This window comes from Paenibacillus sp. FSL P2-0089 (assembly GCF_038595095.1).
Lineage (GTDB): Bacteria > Bacillota > Bacilli > Paenibacillales > Paenibacillaceae > Paenibacillus_AQ > Paenibacillus_AQ silagei.
In genome coordinates, this window is the sequence record NZ_CP152006.1 from 1,462,455 (window position 1) to 1,486,921 (window position 24,467).

The 24,467-nt window shown below is 52.0% G+C and carries 21 protein-coding genes; 11 read left to right on the forward strand and 10 right to left on the reverse strand.

Translation table 11 applies throughout. The annotated features are described in order from the left end of the window. Positions 1-53: 53 nt before the first annotated feature. From NST69_RS05925 to NST69_RS05945, 5 genes are all read right to left on the reverse strand, one after another. Positions 54-1,064 (reverse strand): glycoside hydrolase family 130 protein, encoded by a 1,011-nt coding sequence (locus tag NST69_RS05925; protein WP_342548730.1) that lies wholly within the window; start codon positions 1,062-1,064, stop codon positions 54-56. A 66-nt stretch (positions 1,065-1,130) separates the two neighbouring features. Continuing rightward, the gene (locus tag NST69_RS05930) at positions 1,131-2,081 is read right to left on the reverse strand and encodes a DUF1861 family protein (protein ID WP_342548732.1); all 951 of its coding nucleotides are present in this window, start codon (positions 2,079-2,081) and stop codon (positions 1,131-1,133) included. A 33-nt stretch (positions 2,082-2,114) separates the two neighbouring features. Next, positions 2,115-3,677: an extracellular solute-binding protein gene (locus NST69_RS05935; protein ID WP_342548733.1), complete on the reverse strand. Its 1,563-nt coding sequence runs from the start codon at positions 3,675-3,677 to the stop codon at positions 2,115-2,117. A gap of 58 nt (positions 3,678-3,735) precedes the next feature. Continuing rightward, on the reverse strand, positions 3,736-4,608 hold the full coding sequence (locus NST69_RS05940; RefSeq protein WP_342548734.1) for a carbohydrate ABC transporter permease: 873 nt from the start codon (positions 4,606-4,608) through the stop codon (positions 3,736-3,738). A gap of 21 nt (positions 4,609-4,629) precedes the next feature. After that, on the reverse strand, positions 4,630-5,565 hold the full coding sequence (locus NST69_RS05945; protein WP_342548735.1) for an ABC transporter permease subunit: 936 nt from the start codon (positions 5,563-5,565) through the stop codon (positions 4,630-4,632). A 227-nt stretch (positions 5,566-5,792) separates the two neighbouring features. Here NST69_RS05945 and NST69_RS05950 point away from each other — a divergent pair, with 227 nt between their 5' ends. Then, a complete protein-coding gene (locus NST69_RS05950; RefSeq protein ID WP_342548736.1) occupies positions 5,793-8,117 on the forward strand; it encodes a helix-turn-helix domain-containing protein in 2,325 nt (774 codons plus the stop codon). A gap of 260 nt (positions 8,118-8,377) precedes the next feature. Here the strand turns inward: NST69_RS05950 and NST69_RS05955 are convergent, their stop codons facing one another. The 5 genes from NST69_RS05955 to NST69_RS05975 all read right to left on the reverse strand — a co-directional run bounded on the left by NST69_RS05955 (position 8,378) and on the right by NST69_RS05975 (position 14,747). After that, positions 8,378-9,094, reverse strand: coding sequence for an ABC transporter permease (locus NST69_RS05955; RefSeq protein ID WP_339254576.1), 717 nt, complete (start codon positions 9,092-9,094; stop codon positions 8,378-8,380). Next, on the reverse strand, positions 9,094-10,044 hold the full coding sequence (locus NST69_RS05960; RefSeq protein WP_339254578.1) for an ABC transporter ATP-binding protein: 951 nt from the start codon (positions 10,042-10,044) through the stop codon (positions 9,094-9,096). Before NST69_RS05960 ends, NST69_RS05955 begins: the two co-directional genes overlap by 1 nt. 121 nt (positions 10,045-10,165) lie before the next feature. Then, complete coding sequence (locus NST69_RS05965; RefSeq protein ID WP_339254580.1) at positions 10,166-11,209, reverse strand: HAMP domain-containing sensor histidine kinase; 1,044 nt, start codon at positions 11,207-11,209, stop codon at positions 10,166-10,168. A gap of 1 nt (position 11,210) precedes the next feature. Beyond that, complete coding sequence (locus NST69_RS05970) at positions 11,211-11,906, reverse strand: response regulator transcription factor (protein WP_342548739.1); 696 nt, start codon at positions 11,904-11,906, stop codon at positions 11,211-11,213. A 135-nt stretch (positions 11,907-12,041) separates the two neighbouring features. After that, a complete protein-coding gene (locus tag NST69_RS05975; RefSeq protein ID WP_342550087.1) occupies positions 12,042-14,747 on the reverse strand; it encodes a cation-transporting P-type ATPase in 2,706 nt (901 codons plus the stop codon). Positions 14,748-15,037: 290 nt separating this feature from the next. On the opposite strand from NST69_RS05975, the gene sbnA reads away from it, so the two are divergent. The 10 genes from sbnA to NST69_RS06025 are packed head-to-tail and all read left to right on the forward strand — an operon-like array spanning position 15,038 to position 24,467. Next, positions 15,038-16,009: a 2,3-diaminopropionate biosynthesis protein SbnA gene (gene sbnA / locus NST69_RS05980; RefSeq protein WP_209874991.1), complete on the forward strand. Its 972-nt coding sequence runs from the start codon at positions 15,038-15,040 to the stop codon at positions 16,007-16,009. Positions 16,010-16,015: 6 nt separating this feature from the next. Beyond that, positions 16,016-17,140 (forward strand): glycoside hydrolase family 88 protein, encoded by a 1,125-nt coding sequence (locus NST69_RS05985; RefSeq protein WP_342548740.1) that lies wholly within the window; start codon positions 16,016-16,018, stop codon positions 17,138-17,140. Next, positions 17,140-17,412: a hypothetical protein gene (locus NST69_RS05990; protein ID WP_340955188.1), complete on the forward strand. Its 273-nt coding sequence runs from the start codon at positions 17,140-17,142 to the stop codon at positions 17,410-17,412. Before NST69_RS05985 ends, NST69_RS05990 begins: the two co-directional genes overlap by 1 nt. Continuing rightward, positions 17,409-18,137 carry a CoA ester lyase gene (locus NST69_RS05995; protein WP_342548742.1) on the forward strand — a complete coding sequence of 243 codons (729 nt, stop codon included), beginning with the start codon at positions 17,409-17,411 and terminating at the stop codon, positions 18,135-18,137. The genes NST69_RS05990 and NST69_RS05995 overlap by 4 nt, the downstream gene beginning before the upstream one ends. 9 nt (positions 18,138-18,146) lie before the next feature. Continuing rightward, complete coding sequence (locus NST69_RS06000; RefSeq protein WP_342548743.1) at positions 18,147-19,388, forward strand: hypothetical protein; 1,242 nt, start codon at positions 18,147-18,149, stop codon at positions 19,386-19,388. Further along, positions 19,385-20,341: a triphosphoribosyl-dephospho-CoA synthase gene (locus NST69_RS06005; RefSeq protein WP_342548744.1), complete on the forward strand. Its 957-nt coding sequence runs from the start codon at positions 19,385-19,387 to the stop codon at positions 20,339-20,341. Before NST69_RS06000 ends, NST69_RS06005 begins: the two co-directional genes overlap by 4 nt. Beyond that, on the forward strand, positions 20,281-20,799 hold the full coding sequence (gene citX, locus NST69_RS06010) for a citrate lyase holo-[acyl-carrier protein] synthase (RefSeq protein ID WP_339313167.1): 519 nt from the start codon (positions 20,281-20,283) through the stop codon (positions 20,797-20,799). Before NST69_RS06005 ends, citX begins: the two co-directional genes overlap by 61 nt. Beyond that, on the forward strand, positions 20,796-22,034 hold the full coding sequence (locus NST69_RS06015) for an MFS transporter (protein WP_339313168.1): 1,239 nt from the start codon (positions 20,796-20,798) through the stop codon (positions 22,032-22,034). Before citX ends, NST69_RS06015 begins: the two co-directional genes overlap by 4 nt. Further along, positions 22,022-23,248: an ATP-grasp domain-containing protein gene (locus tag NST69_RS06020; RefSeq protein WP_342548745.1), complete on the forward strand. Its 1,227-nt coding sequence runs from the start codon at positions 22,022-22,024 to the stop codon at positions 23,246-23,248. Before NST69_RS06015 ends, NST69_RS06020 begins: the two co-directional genes overlap by 13 nt. Beyond that, positions 23,226-24,467: an ATP-grasp domain-containing protein gene (locus NST69_RS06025; RefSeq protein WP_342548746.1), complete on the forward strand. Its 1,242-nt coding sequence runs from the start codon at positions 23,226-23,228 to the stop codon at positions 24,465-24,467. The genes NST69_RS06020 and NST69_RS06025 overlap by 23 nt, the downstream gene beginning before the upstream one ends.

A 24,467-nucleotide genomic window follows, 5' to 3' on the forward strand; every position in this document is an offset into this window, starting at 1 on the left:
CTAAAGGATGATACCCGCTTCTGCTAGTCAGGAGGCCAGAGTGGCCACCTATCTTACTGCCCCAAACAAAGCCTAAGCAAATCATCGACATGCGCGGTGGCCAAACATTCCACGGTGTCGGCCGCGCCGTAGTAGATTTTAACTTCGCCATCGTCCTCCAGAATCATGCCGCCGGGGAAGATGACATCATTGCGGAAGCCTCCGTCTACTTCGTAGGGGGCTTCAGGGGCGAGCAGCGGCGAAGCGCTCATCCCGAGAATTTTCTTCGGATTGTCCAGGTCCAGCAGCATAATGCCTGCCGTATACCGCTTCTTCCAGGACGGCTCCCAGCCGTTCTTGCCTCTGGCGGGATCAAGATCCACCGCATGGAAGGTGGTCAGCCAGCCCTTGTCTGTCTTCACGGGCGGTGCTGCCGGGCCGATCTTGTCATTGGCGAATGGGACCTGCTCCACCGCCAGCAACAGATCGGAACGTCCCCAATAGATGAGATCCGGCGACTCCGCGATCCAGGTGTCGAATCGGTCCTTGCCACCGCGGCTGTATACGGTGAACGGCCGTTCCAGCCGCACGTAGTTGCCGTTGATCTTCTCCGGGAATAGGACCATATTCCGCAGGTCCGGCGTGGACAGGCTCAAGATTTCAAAGGATTCAAAATCATCCGTGACTGCGATCCCGCCCCGGATCCCATGCCGCGTATCTACAGCGAAGCACATGTAGCAACGGTCATCAATTACCGTCAGCCGCGGATCGTATCCGCGCACAAACTCTTCGTCGTTCAGCTTGAACACCGGCTTCGGCCCGGCCGTCCAGTGAATTCCGTCTTCACTGAATGCGATTCCGAGATCCGTTGTATGAGACGGCTCCAGGGTCTGCTTCTCAAGGGAGCCGTAGTCATTGCGGAATACCATCACATACCGGCCGCCAAACTTAACCACTCCCGCGTTGAACACAAGTGCGGTGGGGTAAGGGACCCGCGCTGCATCTAGCACAGGGTTGGCCGGATGGCGGCGGATGAGCCGACTGGAGGCCAATGCTCCTATGATGGGTGTGTTTGCCTGATTCATCGTTTGAATATCCTCCTTGGGTGTTGAATTGCTTTTCCTTTAACTTGAATTTTTAGTTCAATCTATTTAGACAATGCTTCCGTAAGATGCGAACGGATAGTCAATCGTAATACGCCCGGCCTGGCAGTCGCCAACGCCGCTGTACAGATCGGCCTTGCCGTCCCCTCGCATCACGATCCCCGAAGAGAAGACGCAGTCCGTCAAATACGGTGCCTTGGCTGGTCCGGGCGGGTAGCAGGAACGGCTTCCGATCAGATGCAGGTTATGGGATTCCCGGGTCACGGGATCGAAGATGAAGGACATGTTCAGATAGACCTTGATTTCCTGTCCGTTCTCATCCTTGTGCGAATAACAAATATGGCCGACAATTCCGATCTTGCCGCTGCTCAGCAGGTAAGCCTGATTAACGCCTCCCCATTCGCCTGCTCCGAAGATACCATGAATATAAGGGGCGTTCTCAATGACGTCAGCAGTCAAATCCTCCAGCTTGTCAATCACCGTGAAGCCGATCATGGATTCGCTGCCATATTGGCCCTTCACCTCATGGCCCCGCGGACGGGAGAAGACGCCAATTCTGCCGTCCGCCAGAGCAACAAGGCGGATATCCTTCATTTTGTTAGGACCGGTAGTGAAGTAGTACAAGTCGTGGAGATCCGTCCCCCGGTAAAAGTAACCGAAATACGTGCTGTATTTGCCTCTTTCATATTGCACATGCGTTCCGCCCAGTACGAGCTCATCACCTATTTCGCTGATGTACGGGTCCTCCAGCGTATAGATCATGCTGTTCTCCACCAAAGTCCATTCATCCTGGCCTGTTTGCTCAAACAGACGGACCCAGGAGCGGGCCCATTCCTCCCGGCGTTCCACCCGGCCGAACAAGTAACGCTTGCCATCCCGTTCAAAAGGAATCGAAATATTATAGACATCGAATCCGTCCACGTTCTTAAATACCAGAGTTGCGCTGTCATAGATGGTTTTGGTTGCTTCAAATTGTTGTTTTTGCTGATGCAGGCTCACGATTTCTCCGCTCCTTTGGTGTTGCAGCTCGTTTTATTGCTGAGAAGCTTGATATTCCTTGAACTGTTTTTGATATTCGGCAATGACCTTATCCAGACCTGCCTTCTTCATTTTATCCAACGCTTCGGGGAAGGCCTTGTCGTAGTCCAGGACCCCCATATAGATTGGAGTGATGCTGGCTGAAGCTTCCGAGAGAATATTGGTATATTCGGTTCTTACATTCGTCGGGTCAAAAATAAAGTTGGCTGCAATACTGTTGACCGCACTCGGATTTGGCTCGAATAAGACCTTGTTGTTCTCAGGAATACTGCTCTCCGGGTCAAAACGCATAAAGTTCACATTGCCGTTCTGCGAATCAGAGCCTCTGTACCGCGGATTATTATTGTTGTTCGGGTCTTTGATCGGCTTTAAGCCTTTGTCGCCATCTTTGGTGTAGTGCTCACCCTCAAGGCCATATTGAACCAGGTCGTAGTTATTCTGGCTGGCCAGCATCCAATCCATAAATTTAACGGCGGCCTCCGGATGTTTGCTGTTCGCCGGTACGGCATTTCCGTTCTTGAAGGAGAGGGGGCGCAGATACTCTTTCTCCGGGTTAAACCATACTACGCCGATATCGTCCACTGTAGCATCCGGATTGTACTTCTGGAGCCCATTCAGGCTTCCGCCCGTTCCCAGGCGTACGAACCACTCCCCACTGTCGAGCTGGGCATCTACCTGTTCCTGCTTCATGACCAGAATGTCAGGATTCGTAATTCCCTTGGTGTACAGCTCGTGCATGAAGGCGGCATCCTTCTTGAATTCGTCGGTTTCAATCCAGGATTTGACCTCTCCGTTCTGGTTGACATAGAAGAACTTATCCTTAACGGTGAACGGGAAGGTGTCATAGGTCCGGTGCAGGATGGAGGTATGCAGATTGATCGGGTCAAAATCGGCCCGGGTGCCTAAGTAAGGCTTGTTCTTTCCCTTCCAGTTCTTCATCACTGTCTCCCAGGCGCTGATCAGCTCAGCCGGAGTTGCCGGCTCCTGCAAATGGTTCTCGCGGAGAATGTCGCGGCGGATATTGAATTGGCCCTCGCTAGCCATTTCAACCCAATAGGAGGGCACGATATAATATTTCCCGCCGATGGTCGCCCCGTTGAAGATATCCTCCGGAATATTCTTTTTCAGGTTGGCTCCGTACTTCTCAATCTCTTCAGAGATATCTGCCAGTGCACCGCGGGTGTAGTAGTTGGAAAAAGGAGTGCGGTCCTGCATGACATGAAACAGATCGAACTCTTCCCCGGTGGACAGCATCAGGTTCAGCTTCTGGTCCCACGCATCCCAGGGGATGTAGATTTTCTCCACCTCAACCCCGACACCGTCAGCAGCCAGCTTCTCATTGACCTTCTGGAACACCTTCTGGTAGTCTTTGGGCTCGGTGCCGGGAACCACGTATTTGATTTTGACGACCTCAGAGGCATTAGCATTCTCTGCATTTGGGGATGAAGCATTGCTTTCTCCATTTGCGCCAGGGCTGGCATTATCGGCCTTGCCGCACCCAACCAGGGTGGACAGGGCAAGCACCACAGCTAACAGGGTTGCATAGGATTTTCTCATGAATAATACGGACCTCCTCTTATGTTGTCTTCTATATGTTAACCCCTAAGGGATGACATCAGCCTTTCACCGAACCGATCACGAGCCCTTTCACGAAGTACTTCTGTAAGTAAGGATAGAGGAAAACAATCGGTCCGATGGTTACGATGGCTGTCGCCATCTTGACCGACTCCGAAGGAAGCGTAACGTCGCTTGTTCCGGCCAGCATGGCCATATCGTTCAGCATACTGATCTCCGATTGCATCTGCAGAAGCATGAATTGCAGCGGGTACAGGTCTTTCGTGTCAATCAGCATGATCGCATTCCACCAGTTGTTCCAATAATCCAGTCCATAGAAGAGGGCAATCGTCGCCAGTACCGGCTTACATAACGGAAGATAGATCTTGAAGGCAATGACAATATCACTGGCTCCGTCGATGGTGGCCGATTCCCGCAGCGAGTCAGGAATGCCGTTCATGAAATTGCGCACCAGGAAGAGGTTGAACGGGCTGAACAGCAGCGACGGAATAATCAGAGCGAGTATATTATCGGTTAAGCCGAGCGCCCGGTTCATCAGATACCAGGGCACAATGCCGGCTGAGAAAATCATGGTGATAAAAAAGTAAAGGGCGAGCAGATTGCGGTGCCTCACATTTTTGTTCGCCAGGGTATAGCCTGCCATAGAAGTAATCAGCAGGGCCAGCGTGGTACCGACGAGAGTGACAAAAATCGAAATGCCGTAGCTCTGAATGACCTGGGAGCCGCTTGTAAAGATCAGCTTATAGGCATACAGAGAGAATTTCTCCGGAAACAGGCTGTAGCCGTTCTTAAGAATGGCATCCTCATCCGTGATGGAGATCATCAGCACAAGCAGCATCGGAAGCAGGCACAGCGCCGAATAGACCGCTGTCAGCGTGTACATGACCGTTCTGCTGATTGAAATTCTTTTCATGAATACTCCTCCTTCCCGGATTTAATACAACGCGCCATCTTTGAAGTACTTGCGGGTAACGGCATTGGTACCAAAGACAAGGATAAATCCGATAACCGACTGGAACAGTCCCACGGCCATGGCTTCAGAAGGGTCGCCGATCTGGCGCAAGGAGCGGAACACATACGTATCAATAATATCCGTAGTCGAATACAGGGTGCCGTTGTCCCCGATGAGCGCATAGATCATCCCGAAATCGCCGTACATAATTTTGCCGACCGAGAGCATCGTCAGAATAATAACTGTTGGCATCATTAGCGGAAGCGTAATCCGAAAACACATCTGCAGGCGGTTCGCCCCGTCAATCTCGGCTGCTTCATACAACGTCTCGTCAATGCCGGTAATGGTCGCCAGGTAGATGATCGCGCTCATGCCGGCCCCCTTCCACACATGCATGATGGTTAGAATCGCCGGCCAGGACTGGGCTTCGGTATACCAGTTCACGGAGGTCATTCCGAATTGGTTCAGGATTCTATTGATCACGCCCATATCCATGGAGAAAAGCGCATACAGCACATAGCTGATGACGATCCATGAGATGAAATTCGGGAATAACATCAGCGACTGGCTGATCTTCACAAACAGCTTCTTGCGCAGCTCGTTCAGCACCAGTGAAATAGTAAGCGCCATCAGCGTGCCGAAAACAATAAACAGTAAATTAAGGTAAATGGTATTAAAGGTAACTGTAAGCGCTTTATTGGAACGGAAGAAAAACTCAAAGTTTTTGAAGCCCACCCATTCGCTATGGAAAATTCCCTTTGTATAATTGAAGCGCTGGAAAGCAATAACCATATAAGGATAGGTCATATAGCCGAAAATAAACGTGTATGCCATGGCCGGCAAAACCAACAAATAGGACGTACCATTCCTGCGGATGTCTGACAGTATGCTGAGCCCTGGACGCCGTTTTTTCTTCAATTCCTGTTCCCCCCCTATTGGTTTGTTATAGATGACTGTTGCCTTGATTTCAGCTTAGCTATAGCCGCAGTAAGAGTCTATTTTAAAACCCGGCAAACGCTTTCGAATTCGCTCACGAGGCTTTCAAAAAAACGGAATGGCTTTCATTTTCGCCTGATTCAGTACCGTTCCAGACGGAAATGTACTATATTTAGAAATGATACCGAGCAGCAGGGGAGGAATACAGCATGCGGGCAACCATCAAGCGGCTTGTTCGATACAAGGCCTTTCAAAAACTCACCATTTCATATTTCCTGCTCGTTCTGCTAACTGTAAGCCTGCTGTCCAGTGTACTCTTCGCCTTGTTCTCCCGAAGTGCCATCAAGGAGATCGAACGCAATTCCCGGGCCATGTTATCCCAAATCACATATGCTTCGGATGTCGTCTATAACCAAGTCATGACGATCGGAAATACACTGCTGATTCAACCGGAGATCCTGTCCTTTCTGGATGAGACGGTGGAGAACAAGGTGAGCAATTATCATATTCATCAGCAGATCGAACAGATTGCCAATCTGAACCCGTATATCCACAGCATCGGAATTCACCGGCCTTCTACAGGCACGACCATCGATACCGCCGGACTTCCGTTCGACGCATCGCTCACCGCGCTCAGTGCGAAGCAGTATATGGAGTTCAATCCGCGCAGCCTGAAGGTTGCGGGCCGGAATAACGGCAGGCCGTTACAGTTCCTGACCTTCTTGCTGTATCCGAATTTCGCATACCAGACCGGAGGCAGTCCGCTGATCTATATCAATGTGGAGGAACAGTCGATTCTGACGACGATCCGCAAGATCGGTAAAGCGGGCGCGGCCAATAATGTCTTCGTGATCAATAATGAAGGTAAAGTGCTGTCTCATACCGATTCGAATCTGTTCCTGGATGACTTATCCGGGGAGGAGTATGTACGGACCATATTAATAGAGAACCAACCGGAGAACAGCTTCACCACAACGATTGCAAACGAAAAGAATCTGGTCACTTATGTGAAATCAGAGGAACTGGACTGGTATTTTGTAAGCGTTTCACCGTATTCTGAGCTCATCACTGACATTGACCAGCTCCGGGGAATTACGCTGCTGGTCACAGCCGGTATTGTACTTGCAGGTCTGCTGATCTCTATCCTGTTGACCTCGAATATGAATAAGCCCTTATCGGCGCTGCTGGAGAAGGTCATGCCGAGCCCAGCCAAACCCGCATCAGGCCTGGCACTGATTGATGAATACAAGATGGTGACCGAGGTGTTCCAATCCTATCATGAACGTGAGAAATCGATGCAGTTCGTCATCAGCCATTCCTCCCGGACGGTCCGTGAGCATTATCTTCATGCCTTGCTGCGCGGTCAATCCCTGGAGGACTCGGTCTCAAGCGAGATGATTAAGGAGATCGGCGAGGAGGTTGCGGGACCGTTCTTCGGCGTGCTGGTATTCAAGATTAATGAGCTTGAGCCTGCAGGGGAGAGGGTAGAGGGGAAACAGCAGTCTTTGCTGCGCTTCGCACTTGGGAATATCGCCAAAGAGCTGCTGGAGCATATCGGCCCCTGCGATGTTCTTATTATGGGAGGAAACGAAGCTGCCGCCATCCTTCAATACACGAAAAATCAGCTGCCGGAGGAACTGGTGCCTGCCTTGCGTAATGTTCAGAGCTTCCTGAGCCGTTACTTCAAGGTGACTGTATCGATAGGTGTCGGAGATATCTCCTTAGGCAAGGGGAATATTCCGTCCTCGTATACATCAGCCCAGCAGTATGTGAAATACCGCTTAATCTATGGGAAAGAAGCGATTCTGGACGCGGCAGCGACACGGCACCATGTGTTAACGGCCTTAAGCTATCCAAGTAGCTACGAAAAGAATCTGATTGATGCTGTGCAGCAGGGCAAGCCGGAGCCTATCGCTGGCGCCATCGAAGAATTTATCGATACTATATCCGGCGGATCTGTTCATCAGATCATCACCTTCAGCACGCAGCTCATGTTGTCTTTGCTTAAAGCTTTTGACTATTTGCAGCATGTGCCGGATTCTAATTTCAATGATTATCTGCAGGCGGTAACCGAAATTGAAGGTGCTGAGGATCTCACGGAGATCCGTAACCTGTTTAACCGCTATTGCTCCACCATCTGCAAGTTAATTGAAGACAAGAATCACTGGATGAATGCCAAGAAGCATAATAGTCTCATTGAAAAAGTACAGAATTATGTCCATGAGCATTATGCCGAGCCTAACATCTCACTCGATCTGGTGTCCAAAATCGCCGGCCTGTCACCCAGCTATCTGGGCAAGCTGTTCAAAGGAGCGACCGGGCAATCCTTCAGTGAATACCTGAACAACACCCGGCTGGACAAAGCGAAGGAGCTGCTTGCTGCAACTCCTGACACGGCGGCTAAGATCAGTGAAGCGGTAGGGATATACAACATCACTTACTTCTCCACCTTGTTCAAGAAAAAGTACGGGCTGACACCCTCGGCCTTCCGTGAGCAGGAGGCGATGAAGAGCGCTGCAGGTGATGAAGAATGATCATTTCCCGCTTAAACAGCGGAGCGGACGGAACGATTATGAAAAAGCGGCAGCGGTCGCCTTTGTGTCCGGATTTTCACCGCTAAGGGGAATGAAAAAAATCTGGACACAACAGCGATTGTAACAACGGTCCGTTTGCGGAGCGTCCATCTAAGTGCTCACGTTGATCCTGCACCGCAATAAAAAGCTGTCCCAAGCAGCCATTTCATGGCTTTGGGAACAGCTCTTTTCTTCGTATGATTTGAGACGATCCGGTCCGGTTATGGCTGCTCCGCATATCTCCACCAGGCAAAGGTTCCGGCAATTCCGATAATCCCGGTATACGCAATGATGATGATACTGCTTAACTGTAGCGAACCTGTGCTTAGAAATACCGACGGGATCGTCCATGGGAAATAGGGTGCAAATCCAAAGGAGCTGAGCACATTGGACAGAATGACGATGATCAGGATGAGTCCCAGAGGGGCCAGGTAGCCCTTGGTCACATTGGCCAACAGAATGCTTGGTGCGGTTACCAAAATGAACAGCAGCGAGGTAATGAGGAACTTAAGGAACAAGCTCCAAATGAACGCGGCGGACCCGCCTGCAACACCCAGGATAGCTCCTACGGCAAGGCCTACGGCAAACATATAGATGGACAGTAACAAACACCATGCTAAAATGACCAGGAACTTGGACAATACAATTTTCGCCCGGGAAATGGGCTTGGCCAGTAAATCTTTGATGGTCCGATCCGAGAATTCCCTTCCGAATACCCATGCGGCCACGAAGGTGTAGCCGATCAGTCCCAACGGGGCAAGCGTCTCCAGCAATCCGTTTAAATACGCTTCCCAGGTGACACCGCCGGCGTCACTGGATAATACATTTCCGACGCCCATCATGATGGGCCCGAAGCCTAGAACCAGGAACATGATCCAGAACACATTGGAGCGGATAATCTTGCGAAGCTCACAATGTAACACCGATAGAATATTCATTATTTAATCCCCCTGTTAACCCCGATGGTGCGGAGAAAATAGCCTTCCAGGTCCTCTGTAACTACCCGAAGCGACGTTGGCGGCTGATTGCTTTGCACGAGCAGTTCGGCCAGCCGTTCCGGATGATCTGCGGCATGTTCATTGGTGAGTTTAATGGAGCCGTCTGCCGTATCCGCAAAGTCATAGCCATGCGCCTCCAGCACCTTCTTTAAGGCAGGCTTGTTCCGGCCGTTCACGACCAGGCTTTTCTCCAAGGACTGCTCCAGCTTGTCCATCGCGACCTCTTGCACCAGCTTGCCGCCATGAATAATCCCAATCCGTGTGGACACCTTCGAGAGCTCCTCTAACAGATGGCTGGATATAAACACCGTGATGCCGAAATTGTGCGCCAGATTATATAACATATTCCGTATCTCCGCTACGCCTGCGGGATCAAGGCCGTTGATCGGCTCGTCCAGAATCAGAATCTCAGGGTTATGAATCATTGCTTTGGCCAGTCCCAGGCGCTGCTTGTTCCCGAGGGAGAGATGCTTTGCTTTTTTCTTTTTGTGCGGCTCCAGCCCCAACTTATAGATCACCTGCGGTACAGCATCCTTGTCCGGCACCCCTTGCATCCGTCTGGCGATCTCCAGATTCTCCGTTACAGTCAGATCCGGATAAAAGGTCGCCTCCTCCAAATACCCGACTTTGCTCCATAGTTTAGAGTTTCCGGCGTCGACCTTCTCACCTAACATATAGAGCGAGCCCGAGTTAGGCTTGATCATCGCCAGCAGCATCTTGATCGTCGTTGTCTTCCCGGCGCCGTTCAGTCCCAGGAATCCGAAGATCTCACCCCGGGTGACCTCCAGCGAAAGATTGTTTAATATGGTATAGTCGCCAAACCTTTTGTGCACTCCGTCAATTTGTATCGCGGGCGTGCTGCCGATTCTTTTCTTGGATAGAATACTCATTCTTCCTCCGACCTCCTGCTTGGTTCCAGTGATTGTTGTATCCTGCTACAACCTATTGTCACATCCAAACATGAAGCTTCATTAAAGGAAAAATAAACAGATCTGAAGAGAATATAAAAAACTATAAAGGCAGGCTGAATCTGATCCCGAGACCGCCATACTCCGAGGAGAAGGCCGTAATCTCGCCTCCATGGTGCTCAATAATCGATTTACAGCTGGCCAGCCCCAGCCCGAGTCCGCCCTTCCGGATCTGCCGCGACGGGTCCACCGTGAAGAATTTGAGGAACAGTGAAGACATGTCCTGATCCGGTACGCCAATTCCATTATCTTCTATTTGAAAATAGGCATGATGCTCCCGCAGATATCCGGTCATATACACCTTCAGATCCGGCTTCCCGCCATATCTAACGGCATTGCTGAACAGGTTGCCGAACACCCGGCGGAGCATCGGTTCATTCACCGTCAGCCATATGCTGTCCGTGAAGGAATGGCGGTAAACCAGTTCAATATCAAGTCCCGCCAGCTCATACTCATATTCAAAAGCAATGTCGGCGAACAGCTCTGTCGCTTTTACAGGCTTAGCGATCATGGATTCAAGCTCCGATTTTTCTTTGGTGAAGCTGGAGAAATCATTGAGGAGTTCAACCATATAGGCTGATTTCCGCTGAATCAACTCATAATATTCCTGCTTCTCAGTTTCGGGTAAGTCCTCATGTGTGGCCAGCAGTTCAGTAAATCCGTTAATCGAGGTCAGGGGTGTCTTCAAATCGTGGGCGATGGCGGCAAGCATATCGGTCTGTTCTCTGTGGGCAAGCTGAAGCCTGTGCTCCATTTTATTGAAGTGATTATATAGCTCTCCAATCTCGTCCTTACGCTTCAAAGCCAGCGGAGGCAGGGGACGGACCACATTGACTTCCTCCAGCCGGGCATTCAGACGCCGGATGGGCTGCTCGATGCGGAAGTGAATATAGATGATCAGAATGGAAAATATGCAGCCGGCGATGACGAAGATGGGCAGCAGTAATACTACATATGGTGAGTCCAGCAAAGTGGTACGTATTGGGGAATATACGGCAAAGATAAACTTTAAATACAAACCAATCGAGAACATCAGAATCAGCAGCATTAGCAGGAATAACAGGGGAAGCTTGATTTTCAGTTTCATCCTATTGCTCTCTTTCTGTGTATTTATAGCCTATGCCCCAGATGGTTTTAATGAAGTTATGCTCAGGACCCAGTTTCTTGCGGATATTCTTGATATGGACCGTTACGGTATTGATCTCTCCGTATTCGTCTCCCCAGACGTTTTCATAGATCTGCTCACGGCTGAGTACCTGATTGGGGTGACGCATCAGGACAGACAGAATTTGAAATTCCTTCGCGGATAAGTCGAGCTTACGGCTGTAGAGGAAGGCTTCATACGTTTTGTCATTTAAAATAAGCGGAGCATCGGCTTTGTCTTTGGCAGGACTAAGCTCGCCCCACTCTTTGTGCAGCCTGTCCACTTTGCGGAAATGAGCCTTGATCCTGGAGGCCAGCTCCTGAATACTGAACGGCTTGGTCATGTAATCATCTGCGCCGATTTCCAGACCGACAATTTTATCAATGTCCTGATCCCGTGCGCTTAACAAAATAATCGGAACATTATAAGACGACCGGATCGTTCTGCAGACATCCAGTCCGTTCATGTCAGGCATGACGATATCCAGTACAATGAAATCAATATGGTGATCCTCCACCGCAGATAGGGCTTCTCTCCCGGAGCTTGCCGTAATTACAGCGAATTGCTCGTACCTTAGCGTCTTGGTGATGAGTTTTACGATTTCTTCATCATCGTCTACCACTAATATCGTTTTTGACATATTACTACCTCCCGGGGCACTAACCATTCTGAGGTTAATCATAATTGCTTACCCTTGTTGTTGCAATCCTTGCCAAACTATACTGTGGAGTGCTGGTGAGGATGAGATGCCGGGAGATAAGAGGTAGTGGAGTACTCAAGCAGCAGCCGAACGGTCACCATTCCCGCTGGCGGCTACACTCTCATGACGGCGGCGGATAATTCCGCGCGTAACCGCCTTTTCGAGCTCAATAATTACGAACAGCGCGGCTCCCATGAGGAGCGGGAAGGACCAGTAGGGCAGGCCGATCGGCACTGTGCCGAACACCCGGTTCATGAACGGCAGATAGGTGATGGACAGCTGGAGTACGACCAGCAGGCCGGATACGACGAAGACCGCTTTATTGTCGAAAAATCCCTTGCGGATTGCCGGTCCCAGCTCGGTGCGGCAGTTGAAGAGATGGAACATTTGCGCCAGGACGATGGTCTGCATGGTCACTGTATTGACGACAGCCTGTTCATATCCATTGCTGAGCATGGACATGTTCATGGCCAGGGTTCCCCCGCCGAGCAATACGGATACGAACAGAATGCGGAAGATATAATAGCCGCTGAGCAGGGGGGCCGCCGGATTGCGCGGGGGCCGCTTCATCGCTCCGGGCTCAATCCGCTCAAACGCCAGTGCCAGGGAGACCGTGACCGAGCTGACCATATTGACCCACAGAATCTGGATCGGCGTCAGCGGAATCATCGTGCCCAGCAGGATGCTTGCCATGATCAGGAAGCTTTCTGCACCGTTGGTCGGCAAAATGAACAGGATGGTTTTCTTCAAATTGTCGTACACACGCCGGCCTTCCTTGACGGCCTTGACGATGGTGCTGAAATTATCGTCGGCCAGAACCATTTCCGAGGCGTCCTTGGATACTTCGGTGCCTTTGATGCCCATGGCTACGCCTACATCTGCCCGCTTGAGTGCCGGGGCATCATTCACTCCGTCACCGGTCATGGCACAAATGCTGCCGCTGCTCTGAAGCGCTTCGACCAGCTGGAGCTTGTTCTGCGGACTGGTGCGGGCGAAGATGGAATACTTCTGTGCAGCTTCCTTCAACTCTTCCGCAGACAGGTTGTCCAGCTCCCGGCCTTCAATCGAATGCTTCCCATCGCCGATGCCCAGCTGTTCACCGATGGCCATCGCTGTCTCTTTATGGTCGCCTGTAATCAGCTTGACCTCGATCCCGGCGTTCTGGCACTCGCGGATCGCATCCACGACTTCATCACGCGGCGGATCGACGATCCCTGCCAGCCCCAGCAGCACCAGTCCTTCCTTCAGATCATCATGGTCTATCTGCTCAGGGGAGGAGTCCTCCGGCAGCTCCTTCATCGCCAGTCCGATGACCCTTTGTCCCTTGCGGGCATGGGCCTGCATCTGGCCGTTCCAGAAATCAGCATCGAACGGAGTCTCGCCTTCGTCGTCCGCCTGCCGGTCCGCCATTTCAAACAGACGGTCCGGCGCACCTTTGACATAAATGACTGAACGTCCCTCGTATTCGCTCAGGACCGCCATGTATTTGTATTCGGAGTCGAACGGGAGCTTGGAGCGCGTCTTCAGTTCAGTAACTTCAGATTGGGCCTTGCCCGCAAGCGTCAGCAGGCAGCCTTCTGTAGGATCGCCTTGAAGCTTCCACTCCCCTTGTTCTTCCGTCAGCACAGAATCGTTGCAGGTCACCCCGCATATCAGCAGATGCTTCAGCGTCCGGTCCTGCTCTGGATCGGCCTCCTTGTCTTCATCCCGTATAATTTCACCTTCAGGCGCGTATCCGGTTCCCGTAACCCCGTATTCATGCATGGACGTTACTACAGAGGTGACGGTCATTTCGTTTTTGGTCAGCGTTCCCGTTTTATCCGAGCAGATGACGGAGACCGCGCCCAGCGTCTCTACAGAAGGCAGATTGCGGACGATGGCCTTTCTCCGTGCCATATTCTGCACACCGATCGCTAATATAATGGACAGAATGGCCGGTAAGCCTTCGGGGATGGCCGCTACAGCCAGTCCGATGACCGACAGCAGCAGCTCTCCGGTCTCATAGTCGCGCAGCCCGTAGCCGAAGCCGAACATCAAGGCGGCGACGGCTACGATAACAACCGACACCATTTTGCCGAAACGGGCGGTCTGTTGCAAAAGCGGGGTGCGGATCTCCTCCACGGAGGCGATGGACTGGTTAATTTTCCCGAGCTCCGTCTTGCCGCCGGTTGCTACCGCTACTCCAATTCCTGTCCCGGAAGCAACGGTTGTGCCCGAGAAAACCATGTTGGTCCGGTCACCAAGCGGACAGTCCTCCTCCAGCGCTTCCGTCTGCTTCTCCACCGAGGTAGATTCGCCGGTCAGCGCCGATTCCTCGACCTTCAGATTGCTGCTGCTGAGCAGCCTGAGATCTGCCGGGATTCGGTCGCCTGGATTCAGCAGCACGATATCGCCCGGCACCAGCTCTGCCGCTTCGATGGCCGCCGGGCTGCTGTCCCGCAGTACCTGAGCTTCCGGGGACAGCATATTCTTGATGCCCTCCAGCGCTTGCTCGGCCCGGTGCTCCTGCACGAAACCGATGGCCGCGTTGACGATGGCTACGATAATGATGACGATGGTATCGGTCCAATGGCCGAGCAGGGCCATAATGACGGCAGCAACCAGCAGAATGTAGATCAGCACATCATTGAAATGCTTCACAAATTTAAGGGCCGCCGGCGATTTTTTACCTTCCGGCAGCTCATTCCTTCCATAACGGTTCAGCCGCGCGGTTGCCTCGCTGCCGCTCAAGCCCTGTTCCATGCTTGTCTCCAATGCTTCCAGCGTACGCTGGCTGTCCATGGCATGCCACAGCTTGTCCTGCTTCTTCGCCAAGTCAGTCGCCTCCTCTGGTTCAAATCTTCCCATTCATTAAACGGGAACCCGTCCGGGCAAACGCTTTAGAGGGAAGTCGTTGCGAAATGTTCACTAATAGAAATTCAAGTTGATGGATTTTTATAGAAATTTTGAATCAAAGTGATAAAAATTTTTAATATATTTACATTTATTAGGATAAAAGTGTATGATGCAAATGTATTTATTTTACTTTTTATAGAAAAATCTATGAGAATATGCCTTGGGAGGTGATAGGTTTGATCTACGACAATGTGCTGCAATTAATTGGGAACACGCCTATTGTTAAACTGAATTATCTTCCGGACCCGTATGGGGCGCAGGTATTCATCAAGCTGGAGGGGCTTAATCCCGGCGGCAGCATGAAGGACCGCACGGCGCTCTACATTATCAGCCAAGCGGAGGCAGCGGGACAACTGAAGCCCGGCGGCACGATTGTTGAATCCTCCTCCGGGAATCTGGCCATCGGACTGGCGCTTGTGGCACGGCAAAAGGGGTACAAGCTGATCTGTGTGGTCGATCCCAAGATCAGTCTGGTCAATCTCAGTATTATCCAGGCCTATGGTGCGGAGACGGTAATGGTTGATCAGGCTGATGAGTATGGCAACTATCTTAGAGCCCGCCTGGACAAGGTACAGGAGCTCGTCAAGCAACTGGGAGCATTCTGGCCTAATCAGTATAATAACCCGAGTAATCCTGAGGCACACAGACAAACGACCGCGCTTGAAATCTATGAGGCGTTCGGTAATGAGCTTCAGTGGGCAGTGATACCGGCAGGCACCTGCGGTCTCATTACCGGGTGCAGCCTGGGGCTGAAAGAACATATCCCGCACATAAAGATTATGGCCGTTGATGCTGCCGGCTCGGTTACCTTCGGGAAGCCCCCGGGTGTCAGACATCAGATTGGCATTGGTTCAGCTATAGTACCGGGCAATGTGCGAAGAGAGCTGTATGACGAGATTACGCATGTCTCGGATGCAGAGGCCTTCTCCACCACCCGCAGGCTGGTTAAGGAAGAAGGGCTGCTGGTCGGCGGCTCCGCAGGTGCAGCGGTGTTCGCGGCCCTTAAGCTTGCCCGCCGCCTGCCTGGCGGGGACAAAGTGCTTGCGATTCTTCCAGATCGCGGAGACCGGTACTACAATACTATTTTTTCGGATGAATGGCTGGAGCAGATTGGAATTGAACTGGGTAAAAGCGCTGTGAAAATATGATCGGGGGTGCTACAGATTACTGTTTCTACACGTAATGAGGTGATTGACCGTGCCGTCAGACAGACCCGCAGGCAGCTTGACAAGCTTGCTTCTATGCCATCCTCCGGTGAGATTAGGCTTCCTTATGTTACGAACAACGGAAGATATATGCTGGAGGATAAGTGGTCCTCCGGATTCTTCATTGGACTCCTCTACCAGCTCTATCAGTTGACCGGCGATACTCTTTATATTGAGGAAGCTGACCGCTGGATGGGCGGGATTGAGTCTTATAAGAATCAGGGGGATTATCAGGATATTGGCTTCCTGTTCTATTACTCTTATGCGTTCGGGTACGATCTGACCGGTAAGGAAGCATACAGAACGATTGCGCTTGAAGCTGCTGACAGCCTTTTTGATTCGCGTCTCCCGGGCGGTTATCTGGAATGCAATTGGCTGCCCGAGGGGAAGCGCTATGCAGGCGTCGACAGTATGATGAACATCCGGTTGTGGCTATGGGCCTATCGGATAACCGGTGAGGAGCGCTATCGCGCCGCTGCCATCGAATCAGCACAGATTACAAGTGCTGCGCTGATGAGGGAAGACGGCTTCACTTACGAATATATGAGAATGGACTCACTTACGGGAGCCCCGGAGCAGCCCTACAACAAGAACGCCAAATTCAGCTCAGCATCGGTGTGGGCCAGAGGCCACACATGGGCACTCTATGGAGCAGTTCAAATGTATGTGCTGGGCCATGAAGAGGAGTGGAGGACAAAGGTTGAGCAGCTCTCTGCATTCTACTTAGCCCATGTCTGTTCGGATGGTGTTCCGGCCTGGGATCTGATGCTGTCCCATCAGGAGACGGCTATGAGGGATGCTTCGGCTGCTGCGATCGCTTGCTCTGCTTTCTACCAGTTTGCCGCAGCCTTAAGCCCTAATGATCCCTTACGCCAGCAGTTCCGGCAAGAAGCAGAGAGGGTGCTCGATGTTCTGATTTCTGCGGAGTATGCGCCCCCGGGTCCGGAGCATGAAGGACTGCTGGTGCACGCCAGCACGCCGCTGCATGTCGTTCAAGCCGCAGGCGAATCTCAGATCTGGGGCGATTATTTTCTGCTGGAGGCTCTATATTACTCATTGGAGGTCGGTTCTTAATGAATGTCAGTGCCGGATCGATAGAATCTAGCGATATTAAAATTGTCATCGAAGAAGGCCACGCTGCAATGCAATGCATGAATATGGTGCCGGAGCTTACGGACCGCCAAGTCTATGAATATGTTGTTCCCATTCTGAAGCAGTATGGCTTGGCGGATCTGTCCCCCCAGATCTGGTTCAATGGAGCCAATGAGTGGGTCATCCGCAGCCGCTGCGAAGCCTTGGCCTACTCTCTGAACACGGTTAATCAGCGGGAAGGTGTAACAGGATGAGTGTAGCTGCCGAATCCTTAGTCTATTTCTATGTTCCGGGATACAAACCGAATTACATAGAGTACGCTATGACCTTCTATCCTATGAATATTATTCTCTGTCTGGAAGATGGTACGCCGGAGGAGAAGAAGCTTGAAGCAAGATATGTGGTCAAGAATGCCCTTCAGGAATTCAGTGACTCGGAGCATACGCTCATTGTCCGCGTGAATAGTGTTCATACCTCCCACTGGGAGCAGGATCTGGAAGAGCTTGTGCCAGAGCGCCCTGCCCGAATCCGGCTGCCCATGGTCCGGACGGCGGAGGATTTACGGCAAGTGGAACGCAAGGTGCAGGATGTTATACACCAGCGTAGCTTGAACTATTCACCCAGCTATGAAGTCATGATTGAATGCTGTGAGGCTATTGCTAATCTCGGAGAGATTCATCAGGCCAGCCGGAATATTTATGCGTTTACCTTTGGAGGAACAGATTATTTCAATGACTGTGTGGCTAAGGGGCTTCGGGACCCGGCCCTGGAGGTCCGGAAGGCCAAGCAGAGGCTGGGGGAATACTGCCGCAGTGTGGGCCTTCAATGCTTTGACACCACTTACATGGCTTATCGTGATCTGGAGGGGTTCCGCGAGGATTGTCTGCTCTCCAGGGAATACGGCTTCACGGGGCGTTCTGTAATCCATCCGGACCAGGTGGCCGTCGTCCAAGACATATACGGAATTTCAATAGCGTAGGAGGCTGTTATGTTCACAACATACCGATTGGAATTGCCTGAGCCTGTGACTCTGAATAAGCTGCAAATCCCTGTGTTCACCCATATGTTCCTGCAAAATGTATCTGCCCATAAGGTGCAGGTCGACCCGATTCAAGGGAAGCGGATCAGCGTCACCTATCTATCGTCTTATCCCAGGGAGCAGATTGAGCGGGAGGTTGCTATTTTCCTGGAGCGGTTCACCCCGGAGCATGATGAGGCATCCGCATCATCCGCTGAAATACTGGAGCCTGAGCTGAATATGGTGGAGCTGGATGAGCCGCCGCTGGAGAAGCTGTGCTCCTGCTGCACGCCGGGCAATCAGCGGAATATCTCGGATGACCTGCTGGAGCAGAGATGGCTGACTTTATTGAAGAATCAGGAGCTGGCGTACCATCGTCCGATCATCACTCTGCTGGAGTATTTTGACCAGAGTTATGTGGATTATGTCGGCCGGAGAATTGGGGATTGTCAGCAGCGGCAGTATTCGGTCTTGTTGCCTGCTTCGTTCGCCGAGAAGATGAATTACTTCCATAGCGCACCAATGCATTTGCTGCTGGCCACCCATTTAAGCCATGATCATGAGACAATGAAATCCTTCGCTGCAGATGTATCCGCGAATAACGGGAAGCTGCCGCAGGACTGCGGCCCTTATCTGGAGACGCCTCCCTATATTCTGCAATCTGCCCCCTGCTATAAAGTCTATATGGAAATGGAGGATCAGGTGTTTGAGGACAATACCGCTTTTGTACTCAAAGGCCAGTCTTTCCGCAATGAGGGCAAACGTGTATATCTGCTGGAACGGTTGTTGAATTTCACCATGCGTGAATTCGTATTTCTGGGTACTCCCGAATACGTCACCCGGATGCGTGACTTGACATTAGAGTGGACCGTGGAGTGGATGGAAGCGGTAGGGCTGAAAGGCGGGTGTGTCTTAGCCAATGATCCATTCTTCCTGCCGGGTAAGGTGAAGCAGAATTTCAAAGTGCCCAAACATGTCAAATACGAGGTTCGTGCGGATATCCCGTATAAGAACGACACGATTTCGATTGCTTCCTATGACACGCACGGCGATTTTTTTGCAAAGACCTTTAACTTTAGACTGAGGGATAACGCCGAGACATGGTCGGGCTGCATCGGGCTTGGCCTGGAACGGGTAGTATGGAGCTTTCTGCAGCAGTACGGTCTACAGAGTGAAAACTGGCCTGCGGCTATCCCGGAGAGCGTAAAGTGACTGCTTCCGGCCAAGCTGCAGCAGCCTGGATTGCCGAAACGCTTGTCTATAGTGTTCTGGCCGAGGCTGTGAGCTGGCCTTCCCCCGGATTGGTATCGGCGGTGAGCAACGGATGTCATGCGGATATGGATATTTACACTTTTCTGAGAAGCGCACTCCGCATTCAACCTTATTACCAGGAAGCTGCGCGCCTGGGCATAGAACAATCCGGGGGCCGAACCGGCAGGGAGGATTTGTTCAGGATGCTCCAGAAGACCGGGCGGCGGGCCGAGGCTGACATGCTAGGAGCTACCGGGGGAGTGAATACCCATAAAGGAACGATCTTCCTGGGACTGATTCTATGCGCGGCTGCCGGAATGACGAGTCAACGTCCATCCAGTGCAGTAGAACCGCAGGAGATATGCCGTTTGGCTGGAAGGCTGGCTGAGTATCCGCTCCGGGCACAATTGGCGGACATTCTGGAGGAGACGCATAATGTAAGCACAGGCGGGCGCGCGTACAGGGAGTGGGGGATTAGAGGGATACGGGGCGAGGTTATAGAAGGATTTCCGTCCATTCTTCAGCAGGGCTTGCCTGCCTTGCGGGAGGCGCTTCAACAAGGAGCGGATTTGCGGACGGCGCTGATCCACTGCTTGCTATCATTGATGGCTGTGGTACAGGATACCACGCTGCTGAACCGCAATTTCGACAGGGCAAGGATTGACTATACTCAGGCGAGTGCATTAGCGGCGTTGGACCGGGGGAGTCTGTTCACCTCTGAAGGCAGAGCCTACATCCGCAACATGGAGGAGGACTTCCGTCTCCGTTCCCTATCTCCCGGCGGATCAGCCGATCTGCTGGCCATGACGCTTGCTTTGCATTTGTGGACTGAGAATCAGGGGGAGGAAAGAGTGTGGCGAACGATTCCGTTGTATCAGCCATCCTTCGTGACCGGGAGCGCCTCCATGAGCTAAGAGAGGCCCGGTATCCGGCAGCAGGCTCGCTGATCCAGATTATGATGAATATTCCGGGGCCGGATAAGAGGCTGGCTGTTGCCTATGAACTATTCGAGCTCTGTATGGAGGCTTTACAGGAAGCTCTGGTGGTTACAGCTTATAAGATACTTGCGCTGGAGCGGATCGGGCTGGCGCTTGGTCCGGTTGCTTATCTTCAGGTATCTGCGGATGCGGCGGCATTGAAGCTATTCTGTCTGTCCTTTGAAGGGGAGCATCCGCTTAGCGCTTATTGGGATATGGATATTTATGATTCATCGGGAAAAGCAATGGGCAGGCATGAGCTGGGGGCTCCTTCACGCCGCTGTTATCTGTGCGGCCAGCCTGCTAAAGTGTGCGGATTCCTGCAGCGTCATTCGCCAGAGGAATTAATTGGACGTATGGCTGCTGATCTGGCGGCAAGGAAGGCAGTCACATGAATCTTTTCCGAAACTTAAAGGTGCCCCGGCCGGTGTTTGCCATTTGTCTGAACACACTGGTTACCCATCTTGGCTTCTACGCTATGACGGCGATATTAACGGTCTATCTGTCTCAGGTCAAAGGACTGCCGCTGTCGGTTACCGCTGTAGTTACCATGATCTTCACGGTGTCTTACCGCAGTGCGAGATTCCTTACCGGACCCCTGCTGGACAACATGGACCCGTTCAAATGCATGTGGTTCGGCTGCCTGCTAACAGGGGTCTCCATCGCTATGGTAGATTTCTGGCAGTCTCCGGTGTTGATTACTATACAGCTTATCATTGCCGGGATCGGCTACTCTGTCCGAGGCTTATCCTCCAAGGCTTCTTTATCCTTCGTGGGGAGTAAGGATGGTAATGCCCTGTTTTATTTTGCGAATTCCAATATGTATACGAACGGTGCAGCCATTGCCGGGCCCTTAATCGGCTCCTTTCTGCTGACTAGCTCCTTGAAAAGCTTCACGTTGACCTTCGTTGGAGGGTTTTATGTGTTAGGTGCCATCCTGCTCAATATCTTCCCGCCCGGGTGTAGTCTGATGGGCCAGGAACGGAAGCCGGTAAGCTTCTGGAAAGGCTATCAGACCGTTCTGCTCGATAAAAGCTTCCGTAAGGTGCTGCTGTTCAATATGATCGGCTGCTTCTTCTTCACCCAATTGTTCAATTCCTTTCCTTATTTAATCGGCACTTATTACAATGCACCGGAAAGGCTGGGGAGTCTGCTGATGCTGAACGGAATCCTCGTGGTGGTGCTGCAGATTCCGGTCGGGCGCTGGATGAATACCGCGTTGTCAGGCCAGCGTGAGGGATACCGGCTGATGCTGGCGTTTCTGCTATTCGGCATTTCTTTCTCAATGAATGCGATCATCGGCTCAATCTGGGGCTACTACGTATTCGTCGCGTTGTTCACCCTTGCAGAAATATTATTCATCCCCACGATAGATGCGTATGTCTCTAACGCTGCCCACCCGGATCTGCGTATCACATATTTCAGTGTCATCGGATTGTCCACAGCCCTTGGAGAAGGAATCGGTGTATATACCGGGCTGCAATTCATACATATGTGGAGCATCTACGGAAAGCTGTCCTATTTCTGGTTGTCCCTGGCTCTTCTGTCTGGACTGTCTCTTGTACTATACGTAATGCTAAACCGGTCACCTGTTCATCACAAGGAGGAGGAGAAACTATGGCGGTATTAATTCTGAATCAGAGGAGGCGGGCCTTCGCTCCTTATCTGACCTGGCTGGAGGATCTGGATGAAGAAGTATACCTGTATACTTCGCCGGCATATGGTGAGATAACGGAACCCTTTGCCCTTGTGCAGGTGTTCGACAACTGGGTGAGCAATGACCGGGTAGAGATCGATGCGTTACGATTGTATGAGGAACATCCTTACCGTCTGATCATCGCTCTCGATGAGAGTGATCTGATTCGTGCGGCCCGGCTGCGTGAACGGCTGCACCTGCCTGGTCAACAGCTGGAGAGTGCAGTGGCTTACAGGGATAAGGCGGTGATGAAAAGCTTAGTCAGCCCGCAGGTATCCTGCCCGGCATTCCGCAGACTGGCTTCACCGCTTCACTTGTATGATTTTGTGCTGGAGCACGGCTTGCCGGTTGTGGTTAAACCGGTGGACGGCATGGGCTCCATGAATACGGACATTATACGGACCCGGGAGCAATTGAACGATGTATGGGAACGCGGCCTCGGCAGCGGCTTAATGGTTGAAGCCTACGTAGAGGGAGAAATGTATGAGATCGATGGGCTGATGATAGGCCAGGAGATCCGTTTCGCTTCTGTGGGCAAATATTCCTGCAAGCCGCTGGAGATTCTCCAGCAGGATTGCTTCGTGGAATTGCTCAGCCCCGGCTGCGCGGTGTATGAGCGGCTGGTTCATGAAGTTCAGCAGGTCATTGAAGCCTTGCCCTCACCGGGAGTCTCGACCTTTCATTGTGAAATGTTCCATACCCCGGAGGATGAATGGGTATTCTGTGAAATTGCCAGCCGGACCGCAGGCGGGCGGATCAGTGAGTCGATCAGCGCCATGTATGACGTAGATCTGAACCGGGAGTGGGTCCGGGGGCAATGCGGACTGCCGCTGAAGCTGCCGGTGCCAAGGCCGTCACAGGTAGCGGGGGTATATCTAATGCCGAAACGCCCGGGAACGGTAGAGACCATTCCGCAGACGCTGCCCTTTGAATGGGTGGAGGAATATGTTCCCCGCGTCAGAGCAGGCGAACAGCTGGACGCGGCTCATTCCAGCGTGGATGCCGTGATGACCGTAATCATCGTAGGCGAGAATTCGGCAACGCTGCAAGCCAGGCTGTCACAGCTGCTGCGGTATCTGGAGCAAGAAGTGCAAATTCTGCCCGCCTACAAGGAGGATACAACCAATGAAGCACCTGTTATTAGTTGAAAGCAATGAGTCTATCGCAGGTATCCAGGCCTGCAAGGAGATGGGGTACACCGTAACGTTGCTGACCCAGAATATTCAGCATTACCTGAAGGGCCAGCCGCTGGAGTCCCACCCGCTCCGGTTGGTAGATTACATTCATGAAGTGGACACCTTTAATGAAGAAGCTGTGGTTGACTTTGTCAAAGCGTACCATCAAGCGAACCCTTTGACCGGAGTGATGTCTTTTGCGGAATTCTACGTGGTTCAGGCAACGGCAGCTGCGCATGCGATTGGTGTGCCGACCATGCAGCCGCTGGCGGCCAAGAATGCCCGGAATAAATATAAATCCAGAGAAATCTGCGTTCAGAGTGGCGTTCCGGTTCCCCGTTCACTGCTCGCAGGCAGTATAGAGGAAGCTTGCCGGCACGCCCATTCCATGGGTTATCCCTGTATCGTTAAGCCGTGTGACGGGGCTATGAGTATCGGGGTGGTCTTTGTCAACAATGAGCGAGAGCTGCGGCAGGCTTACGACAGCTATGTGAACAACCGGAATTTTGGGCGTAATCTCTATGGAAGTACGGATGTGCTCATTGAGGAATATGCAGCCGGACCTCTGGTCAGTGTGGAGATGGTCACTTATCAAGGGCAGGATCACCTGATCGGGATTACGGACCGCCGTCTGGTTGGATTTCCGTATTTTGTAGAGACTGGCGCCAGCTTTCCGGTTCGGTTAAGCCATGAGGCGGAGATCGTGGAGGTGGTCCGCCGGGGACTGCATGCGCTTGGGGTTGACTTTGGCCCCACACATACAGAGGTTGCTCTCACTCCTGAAGGTCCCAAGATTATTGAATTTAATCCGCGGATGGTAGGCGGGCCTGTTCCGGAGATGATTAAATATGCAACCGGCATTGACCTGCCGCGTGAAGTGCTTCGTATGCATATGGGGGAGGCCCCGGAGTTGACGCCGAGCGTCTCACGCGGTGCTGCTTCAAGGGAATTCTGTTCGCCGGTTGACGGCAGGCTGATCGAGGTTACGGGGCTTAAGGAATTAGAGGGACGTGCGGACATTCTGCGATCGCATTTCATTGCTGCCGGGCGCGAGGTGTCCTTTCCGAGATCTAATTTTGACTGGATTGGCAGAGTGATGGTCGGCGCGGACGATGCAGAGCAGGCTGAGCAGAAGTGCAGTGAAATCCAGAATACGATCGGCTTGCACATTGCAGCCAGACCTATAAGCTGA